At 69.8% G+C, this 17,741-nt stretch carries 17 protein-coding genes, 1 pseudogene and 1 riboswitch; of the genes and pseudogenes, 12 read left to right on the forward strand and 6 right to left on the reverse strand.

The features are described from left to right. Positions 1 to 227, forward strand: a pseudogene (locus VF542_RS08260) (NERD domain-containing protein); the annotation flags it as partial. Between the two features lie 58 nt (positions 228 to 285). Here VF542_RS08260 and lysX read toward each other — a convergent pair. The 3 genes from lysX to VF542_RS08275 all read right to left on the reverse strand — a co-directional run bounded on the left by lysX (position 286) and on the right by VF542_RS08275 (position 5,881). Continuing rightward, complete coding sequence (lysX, locus tag VF542_RS08265) at positions 286 to 3,657, reverse strand: bifunctional lysylphosphatidylglycerol synthetase/lysine--tRNA ligase LysX (RefSeq protein WP_408651237.1); 3,372 nt, start codon at positions 3,655 to 3,657, stop codon at positions 286 to 288. A gap of 131 nt (positions 3,658 to 3,788) precedes the next feature. Next, the gene (locus tag VF542_RS08270) at positions 3,789 to 4,964 is read right to left on the reverse strand and encodes a zinc-dependent alcohol dehydrogenase (RefSeq protein ID WP_408651221.1); all 1,176 of its coding nucleotides are present in this window, start codon (positions 4,962 to 4,964) and stop codon (positions 3,789 to 3,791) included. After that, a complete protein-coding gene (locus VF542_RS08275) occupies positions 4,961 to 5,881 on the reverse strand; it encodes an SRPBCC family protein (protein ID WP_408651222.1) in 921 nt (306 codons plus the stop codon). Before VF542_RS08275 ends, VF542_RS08270 begins: the two co-directional genes overlap by 4 nt. A gap of 342 nt (positions 5,882 to 6,223) precedes the next feature. On the opposite strand from VF542_RS08275, the gene VF542_RS08280 reads away from it, so the two are divergent. The 3 genes from VF542_RS08280 to VF542_RS08290 all read left to right on the forward strand — a co-directional run bounded on the left by VF542_RS08280 (position 6,224) and on the right by VF542_RS08290 (position 8,185). Then, complete coding sequence (locus tag VF542_RS08280) at positions 6,224 to 7,528, forward strand: aspartate aminotransferase family protein (protein WP_408651223.1); 1,305 nt, start codon at positions 6,224 to 6,226, stop codon at positions 7,526 to 7,528. A 73-nt stretch (positions 7,529 to 7,601) separates the two neighbouring features. Continuing rightward, positions 7,602 to 7,847: a ribbon-helix-helix protein, CopG family gene (locus VF542_RS08285; RefSeq protein ID WP_408651224.1), complete on the forward strand. Its 246-nt coding sequence runs from the start codon at positions 7,602 to 7,604 to the stop codon at positions 7,845 to 7,847. Next, complete coding sequence (locus tag VF542_RS08290; protein WP_408651225.1) at positions 7,841 to 8,185, forward strand: type II toxin-antitoxin system PemK/MazF family toxin; 345 nt, start codon at positions 7,841 to 7,843, stop codon at positions 8,183 to 8,185. Before VF542_RS08285 ends, VF542_RS08290 begins: the two co-directional genes overlap by 7 nt. Before the next feature lie 79 nt (positions 8,186 to 8,264). Here the strand turns inward: VF542_RS08290 and VF542_RS08295 are convergent, their stop codons facing one another. Beyond that, on the reverse strand, positions 8,265 to 9,146 hold the full coding sequence (locus tag VF542_RS08295; protein ID WP_408651226.1) for an aminoglycoside phosphotransferase family protein: 882 nt from the start codon (positions 9,144 to 9,146) through the stop codon (positions 8,265 to 8,267). A gap of 104 nt (positions 9,147 to 9,250) precedes the next feature. Between VF542_RS08295 and VF542_RS08300 the strand changes: the two genes are divergently transcribed. Further along, on the forward strand, positions 9,251 to 9,604 hold the full coding sequence (locus VF542_RS08300; RefSeq protein ID WP_408651227.1) for a hypothetical protein: 354 nt from the start codon (positions 9,251 to 9,253) through the stop codon (positions 9,602 to 9,604). Between the two features lie 40 nt (positions 9,605 to 9,644). On the opposite strand, the gene VF542_RS08305 is transcribed toward VF542_RS08300, so the two are convergent. Then, entirely contained in the window at positions 9,645 to 10,085 is a 441-nt protein-coding gene (locus VF542_RS08305) for a PIN domain-containing protein (protein ID WP_408651228.1), read from the reverse strand. Positions 10,086 to 10,115: 30 nt separating this feature from the next. After that, positions 10,116 to 10,991, reverse strand: a complete 876-nt coding sequence (locus tag VF542_RS08310; RefSeq protein WP_408651229.1) for a hypothetical protein — start codon at positions 10,989 to 10,991, stop codon at positions 10,116 to 10,118. A gap of 110 nt (positions 10,992 to 11,101) precedes the next feature. On the opposite strand from VF542_RS08310, the gene VF542_RS08315 reads away from it, so the two are divergent. The 7 genes from VF542_RS08315 (at position 11,102) to VF542_RS08345 (ending at position 17,629) form a co-directional block, all read left to right on the forward strand. Continuing rightward, positions 11,102 to 11,839: a Clp protease N-terminal domain-containing protein gene (locus tag VF542_RS08315; protein WP_408651230.1), complete on the forward strand. Its 738-nt coding sequence runs from the start codon at positions 11,102 to 11,104 to the stop codon at positions 11,837 to 11,839. Between the two features lie 47 nt (positions 11,840 to 11,886). Further along, complete coding sequence (locus tag VF542_RS08320) at positions 11,887 to 13,350, forward strand: protein adenylyltransferase SelO (protein ID WP_408651231.1); 1,464 nt, start codon at positions 11,887 to 11,889, stop codon at positions 13,348 to 13,350. A gap of 157 nt (positions 13,351 to 13,507) precedes the next feature. Next, positions 13,508 to 13,777, forward strand: coding sequence for a hypothetical protein (locus tag VF542_RS08325; RefSeq protein ID WP_408651232.1), 270 nt, complete (start codon positions 13,508 to 13,510; stop codon positions 13,775 to 13,777). A gap of 161 nt (positions 13,778 to 13,938) precedes the next feature. Further along, a riboswitch (cyclic di-AMP (ydaO/yuaA leader) is annotated at positions 13,939 to 14,077 on the forward strand. Positions 14,078 to 14,104: 27 nt separating this feature from the next. Continuing rightward, positions 14,105 to 15,739, forward strand: coding sequence for a carbohydrate binding domain-containing protein (locus tag VF542_RS08330; protein ID WP_408651233.1), 1,635 nt, complete (start codon positions 14,105 to 14,107; stop codon positions 15,737 to 15,739). Positions 15,740 to 15,885: 146 nt separating this feature from the next. Beyond that, positions 15,886 to 16,275: a TA system antitoxin ParD family protein gene (locus VF542_RS08335; RefSeq protein WP_408651234.1), complete on the forward strand. Its 390-nt coding sequence runs from the start codon at positions 15,886 to 15,888 to the stop codon at positions 16,273 to 16,275. A gap of 60 nt (positions 16,276 to 16,335) precedes the next feature. Continuing rightward, positions 16,336 to 16,920 carry an AAA family ATPase gene (locus tag VF542_RS08340; protein ID WP_408651235.1) on the forward strand — a complete coding sequence of 195 codons (585 nt, stop codon included), beginning with the start codon at positions 16,336 to 16,338 and terminating at the stop codon, positions 16,918 to 16,920. Positions 16,921 to 17,167: 247 nt separating this feature from the next. Further along, the gene (locus tag VF542_RS08345; protein WP_408651236.1) at positions 17,168 to 17,629 is read left to right on the forward strand and encodes a hypothetical protein; all 462 of its coding nucleotides are present in this window, start codon (positions 17,168 to 17,170) and stop codon (positions 17,627 to 17,629) included. Positions 17,630 to 17,741 lie beyond the last annotated feature (112 nt).

Below are 17,741 nucleotides of genomic sequence, written 5' to 3' on the forward strand. Positions count from 1 at the left end.
TGCTGACCGCCCGGGCGGGCTTTCCGGTGCACGTGACCGGCTTGATCGCCGTCATCTGTGACCGGACCAGGTTCACCGTCAAGAGCCAGCCGCCCGGCGGCGACGTGTACGTCCTGGCTCGGCGCACGGTCGCCGACTGGCTGTCCCAACGCGGCACGGTGCTGTCTGCGGCGCAGGTGGGCGCGGTGTTCGAGCTTGCCCGCCGGTCCACCACCTGGGCCGGTTAGCTGTACGGACCGGTGAGGTTGGTGCAGCGGCTGATGGGTGAGCCGCCGGGCGGCTGGATCAGCGGCCGCCCGGGCGCAGGAACGGAAACGCCAGGGTCTGCCGGATGCTGGCCCCGGACAGCATCATCACCAGCCGGTCCACCCCTAGCCCCAGGCCACCGGTCGGGGGCATCGCATACTCCAGGGCCGACAGGAACGCCTCGTCCACCTGCATCGCCTCGACATCGCCATCGGCGGCCCGCAGCGACTGCTCCACCAGCCGCTGCCGCTGGTCGACCGGGTCGATGAGCTCGGAGTACGCGGTGCCGATCTCCGTCCCGAAGGCCACCAGATCCCAGCGCTCGGCCAGCCGCGGGTCGGCGCGGTGCACCCGGGTCAGTGGCGAGCTCTCCACCGGAAAGTCCAGGTAGAAGGTCGGCTGCTGGGTCTGCTTCTCCACCAGCACCTCGTACAGCTCGGTGACCAGGTCCCCGGGACTGGCGTCGGGCGGCCGGTTGATGCCGTGTGCCCGGCACAGCCGGCTCAGCTCCGCCAGGCCGGTGTCCACGGTCACCGGCACCCCGCAGGCCTGCGAGACGGCCTGATGAACCGTCACCGACCGCCACGGCCGGGACAGGTCCACCTCGGTCAGCGTGCCGTCCGGACCGGGCCGCCGGGCGATCGGGGAGCCGTACATCGCGGTGGCGACCTCGAGGATCAGCTGCCGGGTGAGCTCGCGCATGTCCAGGTAGTCGGCGTAGGCCTGGTAGGCCTCCACCGAGGTGAACTCGGGATTGTGGGTGGCGTCGGCGCCCTCGTTGCGGAAGCTGCGGTTGAGCTCGAACACCCTTCCCAGCCCCGCCACGCACAGCCGCTTGAGGAACAGCTCAGGGGCGATCCGCAGGTAGAGGGTGGCGTCGTAGGCGTTGCTGTGGGTGACGAACGGCCGGGCGTTCGCGCCGCCGTGCACCGGTTGCAGCATCGGGGTCTCGACCTCGGTGAAGCCGCGCCGGTCCAACGCCTGGCGCAGCTCCCGGACCGCGACGCTGCGCCGGGTCAGGAGCTGCATCGCCTCGGGGTCGACGATCAGGTCGACGTGTCGCAGCCGGGCCCGGGCGTCCGGATCGGCCAGGCCGGCATGGCCGTCGGGCAGCGGACGCAAGCACTTGGCAGCCATCCGCCAGGACTCCACCCGCACCGACAGCTCACCGTGCCGGGAGGTGACGATCTCGCCGGTGACGCTGACGAAGTCGCCGAGATCCACGGTCGAGCGCAGCAACCGGTGCTCGGCGGTGCCGAGGGTGGCGCTGCTGATCATCGCCTGGATGCTGGTCTGGCCGTCCTGCACGGTGGCGAAGGTCAGGCCACCGAAGTCGCGCAGCGCGCGCACCCGGCCCGCCACCGAGACCAGCTGGCCGGTACGGGCGTCGGCCGGCAGGCCCGCGAAGCGCTCGACCAGGCTCGCGACGTCGCAGCTGCGCGGCACCGACACCGGGTAGGGCTCGCGGCCGGCCTGGACCAACCGGGCCAGCTTCTGGTGGCGGACCCGTTGCTGCTCGCTCAACCGCCGCACCGGCCGGACGCCCTGACGTGCGGAGCGGTACTGGGCGGCCACCGCGTCGGCGAACGGCAGTGACCGGCCCTCCAGCACCACCCGGCCGTCGTAGGAGCGTTCGCCACTGCCTTCGACGGCGGGCAGGAAGCCCTCGGCGATGCCGGCCGCCAGCGCCACCCGGGTCAGGGTGAGCGAGGAGTCGTAGCACAGGTAGCGCGGCAGCCAGCGGGGCAGGTAGCGGGCATTGGACCGGTACAGGCTCTCGATCTGCCAGAACCGGGACGCGAACGTCAGCACCCGGCTGGTCATCCGCACCACCGGGCCGGCGCCGACCCGCTCCGCGGCGTTGAACACCCCCCGGAACATGGCGAAGTTCAGCGAGAGGTAGCGGATCCCCAGCTCGTCGCGGCAGGCGTTGACCAGGCTTGAGACCATCGCCTCGACGAGGCCGTTCTCCGCCGTCCGGTCCCGGCGCATCAGGTCCAGCGACAGGCCGCGCTTGCCCCACGGCACCATGGACAGCAGCCCGCGCAGCCGGCCGTCGCGGTCGTGGGCCAGTACCGCGACGCACTCGCCGTCCACCGGGTCGCCGAGCCGGCCCAGCGCCATCGAGAACCCGCGTTCGGTGTCCTCGCCGCGCCAGTCCTCGGCGCGCTGGGACAGTTCGGCCAGTTGCTCGGCGGAGAGGTCGCCGTGCCGGCGTACCGAGATGGTGTAGCCGGCCCGCCGCACCCGGTGCACCGCCTGCCGGACCGGCTGCATCGTCGGGCCCTCGACGGTGAAGGTGTCGACGTCGATGATCGCCTCGTCGCCGATCGGCAGTGCTTTCAGCCCGGCCGCGGCGTAGGCCTGGGCGCCTTCGGCACTCGCCGACAGGACCGCCGGGAACCAGCCGAACGTCCGGGCCTCGGCCAGCCACGCCGTGATGGCAGCCGGCCAGGCAGCTGGTGGCCCGATGGGGTCGGCGCTGGCCAGGCTGACGTTGGCCAGCACCCGGTAGGTCACCGCGGCGGAGTGGCCCGGCGCGAAGATCACCGACTTGTCGTGCCTGGTGGCGAAGTAGCCGAGGGAATCCCGCTCACCCGCCTGCAGCAGCAGCCGCCGCACCTCAAGCTCGTCCTGGGCGGTCAGGTAGGCCTTGGCGCGCGCGGAGCGCAGGAAGATCAGCGCGGCCAGCACCAGCGCCAGTGCCGACAGCAGGCCCGACACCGCGGCGATCCAGTGGTGACCGTGCTGGTCGTGCCAGCCCACCTCGGTGGCGCTCGGCTCGACGCCGAAGGACACCCGCAGCGCCCAGGCCAGCTTGTGCCCGATCCCGGTCAGGGTGTCGGGGAAGCTCAGCGTCAGGGCCAGCGTGACGCCGGCCGAGACCATCAGGCCGGCCACCAGGGCGGCCAGCGCCCGCCAGCGCGCGCCCGGTTCGAGACGGGACGTGAACGCGCCCCGGCTTCGCCAGAGCAGCACCACCAGCAGGATCGTCAGCGGCAGGTTCACCAGCAGCTCGGCGACCTCGACGGTTCGGATCCGGCGGGCCTCGTCCCGGTCCAGGGCCAGTTGCACCACCACGCCCGCCAGGTTGAGCAGGGCCACCGCCTGGAAGGCCAGCAGCAACCACAGCGAGACCTTCATCCGCCGCCGGACCGCGCCGCCGACCACGAACAGCAGCACGGTGGAGAACAGGCTCGGCCCGGCCGGCAGGTTGACCAGGCCGAAGAGGTCGTCGATCCAGCGAACCCAGCGGACCGGCTGAAGGATCAGGCTCACCAGCGACCAGAAGCCGCCCAGCACGATGACCCGGCCGGCCAGCGCCACGAACTCGTCCCGCCAGCCGGTCAGCACCGGGGAAGTGGGCGGCTCGGCCGGCGCCTTCGCCGGCCGGGCCACCGCCTCCCTCAGGACCACCCCTGGCCACCCTTCCCGCTCCGGCGGCGGGCTTGGACCCTCCAGCGCCCGCGATCTGCAGTGCAGACGGTACGTCAGCGCGGATGAGAGAGGGCCCAGGACGAGGACTCAGGTCTGACGAGGACTCAGGTCTTGAGTACCACCTTCTCGCAGTTGTCCTGCTTGTTCTTGAAGATCTCGTACCCGTGCGGTGCCTGCTCCAGCGGCAGCTGGTGGGTGATGATCCGGGTCGGGTTGAGTTCACCGCGCTCGATCCGCTCCAGCAGCGGGCGCATGTAGCGGTGCACGTGGCACTGGCCGGTCCTCAGGGTGATCGAGCGGTTCATCCAGGCCCCGGACGGGAACTTGTCCAGGAACCCCCCGTAGACCCCGATCACCGACACGGTGCCGCCGCTGCGGCAGCTCATGATCGCCTGCCGCAGCGCGTGCGGACGCTCGCTCTCGCTGCGGGTGGCCTGCTTGACCCGGTCGTAGGTGTTGATGTGGGTCGAGCCGTGGGTGGCTTCCATACCGACCGCGTCGATGCAGTGGTCAGGCCCGCGGCCACCGGTGAGCTCCAGCAGTTGGGAGCGGACGTCGACGTCGGAGAAGTTGATCGTGAGGTGCCCGGCCTGCTCGGCCATCTTGAGCCGGTAGGACTCCTTGTCGATCGCGATGACCTTCTCCGCACCGAGCACCCGGGCGCTGTCCATCGCGAACTGCCCGACCGGCCCGGCGCCCCAGACCGCGACCACGTCACCGGGGCGAATGTTGCACATCTCGGCACCCATGTAGCCGGTGGGCAGGATGTCGGACAGGAACAGCACCTGCTCGTCGGCCAGGTCCGACTCGATCTTCAGCGGCCCGACGTCGGCGAACGGCACCCGGGCGTACTCGGCCTGGCCGCCGGCGAAGCCACCGGTGAGGTGGGAGTAGCCGAAGATCCCGGCAACCGGGTGGCCGAAGGTCTTCTCTGCCAGACCGGCATTGGGGTTGGAGTTCTCACAACATGACCAGAGCTCGGCCAGGCACGCCGAGCAGCCTCCGCACGCGATCGGGAACGGCACCACCACCCGGTCGCCGACCGCCAGCTTCGCCGGGCTCACGCCGGGACCGACCTCGACGACCTCTCCCATGAACTCGTGGCCCATGATGTCGCCCTTCTGCATGGTGGGCACGTAGCCGTCCACCAGGTGCAGGTCCGAGCCGCAGATCGCCGTCGAGGTGATCTTGACGATCGCGTCACGGCTGTTGAGGATGCTCGGGTCCGGAACCTCGGTCACCTCGACCTTGTTGCGTCCGGCCCAGATCGTTGCCTTCATGCCGATACCTCCTTGGCCAGTTCGTCGGCGGTCAGCGGCTGAGCCGGGTGCTGCGGGAACTCGCTGCGAGCCCGCTTGCCGCCGGGAGCACCGTCCGAGCGCACCACCTCACCGGTCTCGATCACCTGCTTGAGCCGCCGCAGGTCGTCATCGATCTGCTGGTGCGGGTCCTCGCCGAAGTACCGGGCCACCGCCTCACCGAGCTTGCCGGCCGGCATCGAGTACTCCAGTTCCACGTGTACCTCGGTGCCCCGGCCACCCGGGGCGGGCGTGAACCGAACGGCTCCGTGATTGTCGACGTCGGCGCCTTCGGTCGAACGCCAGCAGATCCGCTCGCCGGGAACGTCCTCGGTAACCTCGGCGTCCCACTCGACGCTGCGCCCGAACGGGGCCGAGGCCCGCCAGTGGCTCCGGGTGCCCTCGCTGCGGACCTCGTCGAGGTGCGCCATGAACGTGGGCAGGTTCTCCCAGTGCCGCCAGAAGTCATAGACGTCCTCGGGTTGCCTGCTGATGGTGGTAGTACCGGTCAATCGCATTGCGGACTCCTTTCGCTGCCGGGTTATCGCGGCGTACAGGTCGACAGCCGTTAGTGCCAGGACGCCGGCAGCGGCTGCCGCGGTCCGGCGGATGCCTCTGCCGTCGTGATGTCTCAGCGCCCGTCCCAACATGGTCAGATCCATCGCGTCCCCGGCCACCCGGCTCCACAACCATGCGGAGTTCGGCCGGGTGAGCAGCCCGGTGGCGGCACCGAGCTCACGGGCGCCGACCAGCACCGCCACCGTGCGGTGACGTGCCGAGTTGCCGATGCCCAGCACTCTGGTGAAGCCAGCCGGGCTCAGGATGGGCGGTATTCCCAGCGCCAGGCTGGCCCAGCCCAAGCCGCGGGCCAGTGGGTCAGTGGATTCGGTTTGGTCCATAACCACCTCCGATGAGGCTCGTGCTCGGAAACCAATCGGTGGCCGGCCACGGCGCCGCGTGCGCGACGTCGGCTTGGGCCATTGTTTGGCGGCTGAATGACGTCGGGACGCGTAAGGGCCGATGGCGCGGTGGCGGCATGAGGATGACTGCGGGGACGTCGCCGTCGTGGTCTGAGGCGCAATCACCGACTCGCTGCTGGTCGTTCCTCGTAGTAGAGCCTGCCACCAAAGGGCGAGCGAGTTCCACCCTTTCCCCAGGGGCGAAACCGGTTCGGCACCCCACGGTCCCGCCGTGCCGGCAACGGCTGTCGGCCGGGCGTACGGAGGTTGTAACGTCTGGCCATGACTTCCGACTTCTGGTCCGACGTCGATCACCACCTGGTCCGGTACGGCGGCACCTTCACGCGTGAGATCATCGAGCGCGCCGAGGGCAGCTTCCTCTACACCGAGGGCGGCCGGAAGGTGCTGGACTTCACGTCCGGGCAGATGAGCGCGATCCTCGGCCACTCCCATCCCGACATCGTCGCCACCGTGCGCCGGCAGATCGGCATGCTCGATCACCTGTTCAGCGGCATGCTGTCGCGCCCGGTGGTGGAGCTCGCGCGCCGGCTGGCCGAGTCGCTGCCGGCACCGCTGACCAAGACGTTGCTGCTGACCACCGGGGCAGAGTCGAACGAGGCGGCGCTGCGGATGGCCAAGCTGGTCACCGGCAAGCACGAGATCGTGTCGTTCGCCGGTTCCTGGCACGGAATGACCGCAGGCGCGGCGGGCGCCACCTACAGCGCCGGACGTAGCGGTTACGGCCCCACGGTGGGCCAGCTGGCGATCCCGACCCCGAACAGCTACCGCCCGGACTTCGTCACCGCCGACGGCACCTTCGACTGGCAGAAGCAGCTGGACTGGTCCTTCGCCCTGATCGACGCCCAGTCGGTGGGCAGCCTCGCCGCCTGCCTGGTGGAGCCGATCCTCAGCTCCGGTGGGGTGATCGAGCCGCCGGTCGGCTACCTCGCCGCGCTGAAGCGCAAGTGCGAGGAGCGCGGGATGCTGCTGATCCTGGACGAGGCGCAGACCGGGCTGTGCCGCACCGGCACCTGGTACGCCTTCGAGCGCGACGGGGTCGTCCCCGACATCATCACGCTGTCCAAGACCCTGGGCGCGGGGCTGCCGCTGGCGGCGGTGGTGACCACGGCAGCCATCGAGGAGGAGGCCCACCGGCGCGGTTTCCTGTTCTACACCACGCATGTCTCGGACCCGCTGGTCGCCGCGGTCGGCAACACGGTGCTGGACGTGCTCGAACGGGAGCAGCTGGACGAGCGGGCCCGCAAGCTCGGCGCGGTGCTGCGGGACGGACTGCTGGCCGTGCAGGAGCGGCATGTCGTGGTGGGTGATGTCCGGGGGCGCGGGCTGCTGCAGGGTGTCGAGCTGGTGATGGACCGCGACACCAAGGCCGGTTCGGACGAGCTGGGCGCCCTGGTGACCGCGCGGTGCCTGGAGCTGGGACTGCACATGAACGTGGTGCAGCTGCCGGGCATGGGCGGCACCTTCCGGATCGCGCCGCCGCTGACCAGCACCGAGGAGGAGATTGCGCTCGGCGTCGAGATCCTCGACCAGGCGATCGGCGAGGTCGCCGCGAAGCTGCTCCGCTGACGCTCGACCGGTGGCGATAAGTCAGCCGGACAACCCGTTCGAGTCCGTGGTAATACCCGGTTATACTCACCGGGTGAAGACTGCTATCTCCATACCTGATGAGACTTTCGAAAGAGCGTCGCGGCGGGCCCGCGATCTAGGCATGAGCCGGTCGGAATTCTTCGCCCGCGCGGCCGCCCGCTACCTGGACGAGCTGGACGAGCAGTCGTTGACCCATCAGATCGACCAAGCAGTCGCCGCGCTGAATGGGCGTGACGACACTGCCGAGGAGGCTGTCGCTGCGGGGCGACGGGTCTTGGATGCGACACCTGAGTGGTGATTACACGGGGTCGCATCTACTGGGCAGACCTGGGGGCGCCGGTCGGATCTCGCCCAGCCAAGCGCCGCCCGGTGCTGGTGATATCGGCAGACACTTATAACGCGAGCCGGTTGGCGACGGTGCTGGCCGTGGTTGTCACGTCCAATACCGACTTGGCGTCAATGCCCGGCAACGTATTCCTGCCCGCGCAGGCAACCGGTTTGCCGCGCGACTCTGTCGTGACTGTCACCGCGGTGGTGACCCTCACCAAGACGGACCTCACCGAACAAGCCGGGTTCGTGCCGCTCGCCCTGCTGCGTGAGGTTGATCGCGGCCTGCGCCGGGTTCTGGACCTGTAGCGGCCCGGACGTCCACTCGGGCTTGTCACCCCAACCCATCTTGTGACAGGACCTCGCGAGCCTCCCGCGGGTCGTCGTCCTAGTCGAGGTCGGCGAGCACGGCCTTCACCACCCGCCAGGACCGAGCGACGATGTCGGGGTTGGTGTCGCGGTAGTACGGCAGTGCCTGGACGGCGGCGGAGACGGCCCATGCTCTGCCGCGCAGCCACATCGGCTCGTCCACGAAGCCGAGACGCCGGCGAAAGACCTGCCGGCTCGGCCCGTCGAACAAGCTCCAGGCCGCGATCAGGTCGATGGCCGGGTCACCGGCCTTGCAGCTGCCCCAGTCGATGACCGCGGCCAGCCGGCCACCCCGAACCAGCAGGTTGCCCTCCATCAGGTCGCCATGCACCCAGCGTGGCGGCCCGTCCCAGCCCGGCGCGGCCACCCCCGCCTGCCAGACAGCAAGCAGGGCGTCAACGTCGGTCCGGCCGCGCAACTGCTCGGCAGGCTCCCGGGTCGCGGTGTCGGCCTCGGGCAGCGGTCCTCCTCGGTCGCCGCCCGCCGGCCGAGGTGCGCCTGATGGCTCCAGGCGTTGCAGGTCGAGCACGAAGGCGGCCAGGTCACCGGCGAGCACGCTCAGCTCGCCCCCCGGCCGAGGGTTCTCGCCGGCGAGCCAGGGCGAGACGTACCAGCGGTAGGGGTAGCGCCCTTGCGGCCGTCCGAGGAACAGCGGTACCGGAACCTCGACCGCCACCTGCGCGGCGATCAGTGGCAGCCACCGCTGTTCCTTCTCGCCCTGGGACGCCGCCCAGCCGATCTTGGGCAGCCGCACGGACAGCTCATCGCCCAGCCGGTAGATCACGTGGTCGGTTCCCCAGGTGGGCAACCGGCTGAGCGGGAGCCGTGCCCACTGGGGCGCCTGCTCGGCCAGCAGGTTGCGGACGAGGTCGCGATCGACCTCGACCTCATCTGCATGCATCCGGGGAATAGTCACGCCCCATCCCACCATTGCCATGGGCGACAGGGTCAGACGACAGAGTCGGACTTGCAACCGGCACGCGTGTAGAGGAATACGGTCAAGGCATGCAGACGCGCGGAATCGACCTCAGCTGGGCACCGTCCACGTGCACCTTGCCCACGACCGAGCAGCCGTTGCGGCTGGCGGAATTCGACGACCTGTTCGCGCGGCACGTCCGCCAGGTGCGGCGGGTAGACGCCACGCACCTCTGGCTGGCATTGACCGGTGGTCCCGAGGTGGCGGCGACGGCCGCCGGCCTGGCTGCCCGCGAGACCGAGTGCTGCCGCTTCTTCACCTTCGAACTGCAGATCGGTGACGGCGCGCTGGCCCTGGGCGTCAGTACCGGCCCGGCTCACGCCGACGTGCTCGCTGCCCTTGCCGATCGAGCCACCGCCCTGGTCGGGCCTGCCGGCTCGTGACCAGACCGGCTCGTAACAAGGCACCACGCCGGAGCCCGGACTACAGGTCGGGATGGATCAGGCGCAGCGGATAGTCGGCGGCGACCCTGGTGAAGTCGCTCAGGTTGTTCGTTGCCAGCGGCAGCGCCGGGTCCGCCGCCAGTGCCGACGCCGCGATCCACAGGTCGTTCGCTCCACCTCGTCGCAGGTGCCCCCGGTAACGAACGTGCAGTGCGGTCCATTGCCCGGTGATCGTCGCGTCGAAGGGCAGCACGACGAAGTTGCGCCGAACGGTGTCGCTCCACGCGGAGATCCGCGTGGAGTCCCAGCCCCGGGAGAGGGGCAGGGCGAGAAGCTCCCCGAGAGTCGCGAACGACAGCGTCAAGAGGTGTCCCCGAAGTAGCGGCAGCCACGGCTCGGCCTGGGAAGCGCCGGTCAGCAGCCAGCTGGCGACGTCGGTGTCGATCAACAGCGGGCCGGCCGGTACGTCGTCCGGGTTCATGCGTCCAGATCCGCCAGGGCGCCGGCGATGTCAGCGAGTTCCCGCTCGTTCCACTGGGCGAACGGGGCCTCGAAGGTGGCCGGCTCGATCCCCCTGCTCGTGCGCGAGATCCTCGACGGACGTGGTCACCCAGAACGCGGAGGTGTCGAAGGGGAGCGGCTCGGAGACGCTGATGCGCCGCAACTCCACCCGCCGCACGATCGCCGTGGCCGGGTCGAAGCTGATGATGCCTTCGAAGGCGGCTTGCGCGCGAAGGGCCTCCTGGATCTCGTCATCCAGCTCGGCAGGGAACTCGACGGTCACCGTCTCGCCCGTTGTCGCGTGCAGCCGAGCGGTGCGACGGTCGAAGTCGGCCTCATGCAGGGTGCCCACGATGACGTCCGGCTGGTGCCCCAGGGGTGCGTCAGCCAGTCGGCGCATCCGGTCCTTGGCGCTGGCATCGAGGCGGCCCACCACAGGGGACCGCGGACTGGTCAACAGCAGCTCGTCGTGCCGCTCGCCGATGCCGAGCTCCTGGCCGAGGTCGGCAAGCGCCTTGGCGATGCCGGCGTCGACGTGGTGGTCAGGCTCGGCGAAGGACGCGACCAGGCGGTCGAACGCCGCTCCGGCGAGGTCGTCCACCTCGACGTCGAAGGTGCCGTCGGTGACCTCGGCGAGCTGGGGGAGTCGGAGTACGGCTACCACACCGCCGGGCTCCACGTTCTGGAAGTGGAGACGCGAGGCCGCCTCGACGGCGGCCCGGTGACGCCCCGTCGAACCTCTGCGCGGCTTTCCCAGGGCGGCGTAGGCCGCTGCCGCGACCGCGGATTCCAAGCCGGTGAACAGGCGGGCGATGTCGCTGGCACGGACCACGCCCAAGGTGGCTTCGCTACCGCGCAGCGTTGCCCGGAACTCCTCTCCCGCCATGCCGCCACTCTGGCACAAGCCACTGTCAACGCCCACGATCGCCCGCGCGGCTACAGCTCGATCGACAACCCGAGGTTGACGCCGATCCTGCGTCAACCTAGGTTGTCGGCATGGTGGAACCAACGCAGCTGGCGGGCACAGTCCGGCTCGACGACCTGATCGCCGCCATCAAGAAGGTGCATTCCGAACCGCTCGATCAACTGGCCGACGCCGTGCTGGCCGCGCAGCACATCGACGAGGTGGCCGACCACCTGATCGGCCATTTCGTCGACCAGGCTCGACGATCCGGTGCTTCCTGGACCGACATCGGCCGCAGCATGGGGGTCACCAAGCAGGCCGCGCAGAAGCGCTTCGTGCCCAAGGCCGCCGCCCCGGACCTCGATGCGAGCCAGGGGTTCAGCCGGTTCACCCAACGGGCCAGGAACGTCGTGATGGCTGCCCAGAACGAGGCGCGGGCCGCGGGCAACGACACGATCCTGACCGAGCACCTCATCCTGGGGCTGCTCACCGAGCCCAAGGCGGTCGCGGCTGTGGTCCTCAAGGCTCAGGGCGTCGAACCGGAGGCCGTCCGGACCGCGGTGACCGCGGCGCTGCCGCCGGCGGCTGCCGAGGTGCCCGACCTCATCCCGTACGGCACGGACGCGGGCAAGGCGCTGGCGCTGACCTTCCGCGAAGCGCTCCGGCTGGGGCACAACTACGTCGGCACCGAGCACATCCTGCTCGCCCTGCTGGAGCACGAAGCCGGCTCGGGCCCGCTGGCGAACCTCGGTATCGAGAAGGCCGAGGTCGAGGCGGCCGTCCTCGCGACCATCGGCGTCTTCCACATCGCGCCCGACGCCGGAGCCTAGGTCACCGACACCGGAGCTTGGCACGAACCGCAGGTAGCCTTGGATAGATGAGCGTTGCACCCGTGCCCACGGTCACACTCGATGACCGGTTCGCCCGCGAGCTGGGCGAGCTGGCCGTTGCCTGGCAGGCCGCGTCGGTTCCCGACCCGAAGCTGCTGGTGCTCAACGAGCCCCTCGCCACCGAGCTGGGCCTGGCTCCGGACTGGTTGCGCAGCCCCGAGGGCGCGCGGTTCCTGGTGGGCAACCTGGTGCCCGGCGGGGCCACTCCGGTGGCGCAGGCGTACTCCGGGCACCAGTTCGGCGGGTTCGTGCCGCGCCTGGGTGACGGGCGGGCGCTGCTGCTGGGCGAGGTGGTCACTGCCGACGGGCGGCGTCTCGACCTGCACCTGAAGGGGTCCGGGCGGACGCCGTTCGCGCGCGGCGGTGACGGGCTGGCCGCGGTGGGCCCGATGCTGCGCGAGTACGTCATCAGCGAGGCGATGCACGCGCTCGGCATCCCGACGACCCGCTCGCTGGCCGTGGTGGCGACCGGGCGCGGGGTGCGGCGCGAGACCGTGTTGCCGGGCGCGGTGCTGGCGAGGGTCGCCAGCAGCCACCTGCGGGTGGGCAGCTTCCAGTACGCCGCCGCGACCGGGGACACCGGACTGCTGCGCCGGCTGGCCGACCACGCGATCACCCGGCACCATCCCGGCGCCGCAGACGCCCCGCACCGCTACCTCGCCCTGTTCGAGGCCGTGATCGCCGCCCAGTCGTCGCTGGTGGCCCGGTGGATGCTGGCCGGGTTCGTCCACGGCGTCATGAACACCGACAACATGACGATCTCCGGCGAGACCATCGACTACGGCCCGTGCGCCTTCCTGGACGCCTTCGACCCCGCCACCGTGTTCAGCTCGATCGACGCGGGCGGGCGCTACGCCTACAGCAACCAGCCGCTGGCCGCGGAGTGGAACCTGGCCCGGCTGGCCGAGACGCTGCTGCCGCTGTTCGCCGAGGACGAGGAGCAGTCGATCGCCCTCGCGATGGAGGCGCTCGGGCGGTTCCGTGAGCGGTACGCCGCCGCGTGGTCGGCCGGCATGCGCGCCAAGCTGGGCCTGCCGGACGATGTCGACGACGCCGAGGCCACCTCGCTGGTCGAGGAGCTGCTGGCGCTGCTGCAGGCCAACCACGTCGACTACACGTCGTTCTTCCGGGGCCTCGGCTCGGCGGCCAGGGGCGACGCCGAAGCCGTGCGCGGTCTGGTCCTCGACCTCGCCGCCGTCGACGGCTGGCTGCGGCGCTGGCGGGCCTTCGCGCCGGACGGGCGTGCCATGGACCGGGTGAACCCCGTGTACATCCCGCGCAACCACCTCGTCGAGGAGGCTCTCAGCGCCGCGGTCGGCGGGGATCTCGGTCCGCTGGGTCGGCTGGTCGACGCGGTGACCGCGCCCTTCGACGAGCGCCCGGGTCTGGAGCGCTACGCCGCACCCGCGCCGGAGGACTTCGGCGGCTACGTGACGTTCTGCGGCACCTGAGCGCCGGCCAGTGCTCGCCGCTGATCCGTTCGCCGCTGGTCCGTTCGCTACGCCGGATGAGCCATCGGCCATAACGTATGACTCAGGACTGGTATCGCGGCCGATAGATCCCGCCTATGTACCCGCGATCGACGCCACCGCCGCTGTGGAAGCGGCGATGAGGATAGGTTTCAACGCCGCCTACCAACCCGGCACTCCCACGGTGACGCTGCGTTCGATCTCCATCGGTTACCCGGGGCAGGACACCTACCCGTCGCATCCCGCCTGGATCGTGATCTGGCAGGGGAGTAAGCCCTGGCGGACGGGCCGAGCTGACCGGGGTTCCCAACCCGCAGCGTCGAGTGACGACTTGCACTGCCTCTACCTGGTGGTCGTCAACGCCGCGACCGGTCAGGCCGAGGATGCCAGGCAATTGTGTAGGGGCTAGCGGGGCGCTGTGATCGCCTCGTAGGTACCTCTACGTCTGGTCAAGTTGCCGGTGCGCCGCTTGCCGTCCCGCTGCCGGAACCCTTAGGTTGAGGGACGCGCGCGCCCAGAGGGGTGCGCTGTCCGCGCGGCTCGCCGAATCCTGCCCCGCCCGTGACCACCTCTTCAGAACCGCTCGGCAGGAGTGGGGGAACCACCGTAACGGTCGCTCGCGCGACCTAGGGGTTAAGCCGCGTAACCGCGGCCGGGCACCTCCCGCCCGAACCCGACAGCTCACCCCGCAGGCGTGAGGAGAGGATTCCCCTTGCTCCGTCATGCCCGCACGGCAGTGCACAGGCCCGCACACCAGGCTGATCCAGGCACCGGCCGGCACGCCGCGTCCACGACGTCCAGAGCGGGCTGGAGGAGCCGGGGCCTTCGCCCCGGCCTGGCCGTGCTGACCTGCCTGACGGCCGTCATCGCCAGCGTCGCCCTGTCACCGACCGTCGCCGCGGTCGAGGAGGTCTCGAACGGAACGTTCGAGACAGGCACCAGCGGCTGGATCGCCACCCCGAAGGACGACGGTTCAGCCCCGGTAGCACTGGCCCGGGTCTCGGGCGGGCACACCGGCAGCTACGCCGCTCGGGTGTCCAACACCGCGGCCAGCACGGCCACCACGGTCCTGAACGACGCGCCGAACAGCGTTCCCAGCACGACCGCGGGCCGGACCTACCGGGCAACGGCCTGGCTGCGCGCGAGCCAGTCCAACACCTCGCTGGTGCTGCGCCTGCTCGAGTTCAACACCAGCAACGCGCTGGCAGCGAGCAAGCAGGGCTACTACGCGGCCACCGACACGCTCTGGCACAAGATCACGGTGGACCTGGTGGCCCCCCGCAGCGGGGACAGCATCGACGTGAACGCGCTGGCCTGGGACCTCGGCGCCGGCCGGTCCTTCCTCGTCGACGACGTCAGCGTCGTGCCGCTCACCACGACAGAGCCCGCTGCCAGCACCACGACGTCCGGGGTGCTGCCGGCGCAGGGCACCGGTGCGCTGTTCGGCTACTACGGGGCAGGCGGCGCGGACCCCAGCACCATGGAGAGCAAGATCGGGCGAAAGTTCGACCTGATCCATTACTTCAAGGACTTCGACGCCACCAACAACATGTGGCCGACATCGGCGATGCTCTCTCAGGCCGCCGCGGGCCGGATCATCCACATCGGCTGGGAGCTGGTGTCCTACGACGGCAGCTACGACTCGGCCCTGCAGCCGGCACCCGGGGCGTCGTCGGTTGATCGCAGCGGCGCCGCTCAGAAGACCTGGACCTACCGGCAGGTCAACAGCGGCTCGCTCGACCGTTACCTCGACGCGGTGGCCACCAAGGTCAAGGCCACCCCGTCGTACAAGTTCATCGTCGACATCGATCCCGAGACCGACGACCGTCCCGACATCGGCGGCACAGCCAAGATCCGGGCGGCTGCCGGCACCCGGACCGACTACGCGGCGGCCTACCGCCACATCGTCGACCGGTTCCGCGCGCGGGGCGTCACGAACGTGGTGTGGGCGTGGACCATGTCGGGGTGGACCGCGTCCGACCCCAGCAAGGCGTGGTCGCTGCAGCAGCTCTGGCCCGGGCCCAACTACGTGAACATCATCATGTGGGACCCCTACAACCACAAGGCGACCGACTGGCACAGCTTCGGCCAGATGGTGGCGCCGTTCTATAACGCCATCCGGGGCGGCCTGCTGGACCCGGTCGACACGACCGCCAAGAAGCTGCCGATGGGCCTGGGCGAGTACGGCTGCATCGCCGACCCACGCCGGCCGGACTGGTTCAAGGCCATCCCGAGCCAGATCCGCAGCTACCCCGGCCTGGTCTCGCTCGGCTACTTCAACAGCGGCAGCTGGGGAGCCTTGGGTGACTCGACGTCCATAGCGGCCTTCGGAACGGCCGGCAAGGACTCGTGGTTCCACACCCGGTTCTGACCGTCAACGTCTTCTCGACACGCCTCGGCGCCCCGGAGCTTGAGCCTTCGGGGCGCCGTCGCGTGCGCGCGGAACCGATCTCGTCCTGCTATGGTTGTAGCAATCTGCTACACGCACTTGTCGACGTACTACCCGAGGTGATGGGCATGGCCGACACCCAGGACCGGGTCACCCGGTTCGCCGCCGACCTGTTCGACGCAGCCGCTGCCGAGGGCGCTCGGCAATCCCGCTCGGCCAAGCAGCAGCTCGACCACTGGGCGCGCGTCGGGAGAGCCGTCACCAGCTACGAGTCGGCGGCGCGCCACCGCGTCGAGGCCGCCCTTGCCGGGGAACTGCCGCTGGCGGCGCTGACGGCTGAGGAGGGCGTCGCCTTCAATGCCGAGGTCGCCGCGGCCATCGAGGAGAACCTCGCGGTCACCCACTACGGCGCCGCGCTGGCCGCCGAGGGGATCACCACCGTCGCCCTCGACGACGACGGCCGGCTCGTCCAGCACCATCCTGACGGCACCACCACAGTGCTGTCGCTCCGCACGTGAGCGACCGAGGTCTCGCTCGCCGGCGAGGTGCTGTGTCCCACGCAGCGGCACGCGTAGCCCATGCGCCGGCTTGATCTCGTCGTCGGACCCAACGGCGCGGGCAAGTCGACCTTCGTCCGCATGACGCTCGCGAAGTCCCTGCCGTCGACCGTGCCGTTCGTCAATGCCGATGAGATCGCCGCCCAACGATGGCCCAGCAATGAGCAGGAGCACGCGTACCAGGCCGCTGAGGTTGCCGCCGCGACCCGTGCGGCGCTCATCGGCACCGGCCTGTCGTTCATCGCGGAAACGGTCTTTTCCCACCACTCCAAGCTTGAACTCATCGACGCCGCCCACGTGGGCGGATACGTCGTCTTCCTCCACGTGCTGCTGGTGCCGCTGGACCTCACCGTCGAACGCGTCGCGCACCGGGTCGCCGCCGGTGGCCACCCGGTGCCCGAGACCAAGATCCGCCAGCGCTACCAACGGCTGTGGCCGCTGGTAGCCGCGGCAATGACGACGGCCGACGCGGCAACCGGGTACGACAACTCGACGTTCGCCGGACCACGCATCGTTGCCCAGTTGGCCGGCGGCACCGCCATCGGGACGGTCGGTTGGCCGGACTGGACGCCGTCGCCGCTGTCGAGGCGCTGGCCCAACACCTGACACTCGGCAGCCGCTCCCATCAGCCGAGCGGTTGCCGAGACGCGATGAGCGTGTCCGCCTTGATCAGCCAATCAGTCAGAACCCCTTGGTCTCACAACTGAATCGGCCCCTCGGTTACGTGACTTAGGCGATGCCATGGTCGCGCCGCGAAGTCTGGACGTCCACTTTCGATAGGTAGATCATGCCAATGATGTAGCGGTTCGCCGCTGCCCGACGGCAGCGGTGCTCGTCCGGAATGAGGTCCCACATGCTGCGTCCATCCCGCCTCGTCGGAGTTCTGGCCTCGCTTGTCACCGCTCTGGTCTTGTCCGCGCAGCCCACCGCCGCCACACCGGTGCAGGGTGATCCACTCCGGTACTTCGTGTACTGCGCTGGTGAGGAGTTGTACGACTACGTCGACTTCACTCCGAAGCATGCCGCCCAAATACATGCTGTCGTCGATGCCAAGGGCGTCACACACTATGTATCGGTGGACAACTGGAGTGGTTCGGTGGGCTACGGCCAGCTGACTGGCGACGTATACCGTGTCGCTGGTGCCAGGATCGACGTGAGCGACAGCGGCCCCTCCGGGAACTACCAAACGATTACCTACCATTTCAGGTTCATAGGCACGTTGCTCACCTTCAGCGCCACATGGACCGTCCACACGACGATCGTGGGCGATCGGGTAATCGAGCACTCCAGCCCGTACTCGACCGAGTGCCGCTAGCGGCTCCGGCCTAGCCGAGCGTGCTGCGAACCAGGGCGGATCACTCACCTGGGAGCCCGCGTGACCAGACGAGTAAGCAGGACAACGCCGAACAGCGCCGATCGATGACCAG

Source organism: Jatrophihabitans sp. (assembly GCF_036389215.1).
Lineage (GTDB): Bacteria > Actinomycetota > Actinomycetes > Mycobacteriales > Jatrophihabitantaceae > Jatrophihabitans_A.

Bases quoted from the DNA above. Each gene is read 5' to 3' on its own strand.
- VF542_RS08270 (WP_408651221.1), bottom strand. From the start codon at position 4,964: ATGAAGGCAACGATCTGGGCCGGACGCAACAAGGTCGAGGTGACCGAG.
- VF542_RS08275 (WP_408651222.1), bottom strand. From the start codon at position 5,881: ATGGACCAAACCGAATCCACTGACCCACTGGCCCGCGGCTTGGGCTGG.
- VF542_RS08280 (WP_408651223.1), top strand. From the start codon at position 6,224: ATGACTTCCGACTTCTGGTCCGACGTCGATCACCACCTGGTCCGGTAC.
- VF542_RS08295 (WP_408651226.1), bottom strand. From the start codon at position 9,146: ATGCATGCAGATGAGGTCGAGGTCGATCGCGACCTCGTCCGCAACCTG.
- VF542_RS08300 (WP_408651227.1), top strand. From the start codon at position 9,251: ATGCAGACGCGCGGAATCGACCTCAGCTGGGCACCGTCCACGTGCACC.
- VF542_RS08305 (WP_408651228.1), bottom strand. From the start codon at position 10,085: ATGAACCCGGACGACGTACCGGCCGGCCCGCTGTTGATCGACACCGAC.
- VF542_RS08310 (WP_408651229.1), bottom strand. From the start codon at position 10,991: ATGGCGGGAGAGGAGTTCCGGGCAACGCTGCGCGGTAGCGAAGCCACC.
- VF542_RS08315 (WP_408651230.1), top strand. From the start codon at position 11,102: ATGGTGGAACCAACGCAGCTGGCGGGCACAGTCCGGCTCGACGACCTG.
- VF542_RS08320 (WP_408651231.1), top strand. From the start codon at position 11,887: ATGAGCGTTGCACCCGTGCCCACGGTCACACTCGATGACCGGTTCGCC.
- VF542_RS08325 (WP_408651232.1), top strand. From the start codon at position 13,508: ATGAGGATAGGTTTCAACGCCGCCTACCAACCCGGCACTCCCACGGTG.
- VF542_RS08335 (WP_408651234.1), top strand. From the start codon at position 15,886: ATGGCCGACACCCAGGACCGGGTCACCCGGTTCGCCGCCGACCTGTTC.
- VF542_RS08340 (WP_408651235.1), top strand. From the start codon at position 16,336: ATGCGCCGGCTTGATCTCGTCGTCGGACCCAACGGCGCGGGCAAGTCG.
- VF542_RS08345 (WP_408651236.1), top strand. From the start codon at position 17,168: ATGCTGCGTCCATCCCGCCTCGTCGGAGTTCTGGCCTCGCTTGTCACC.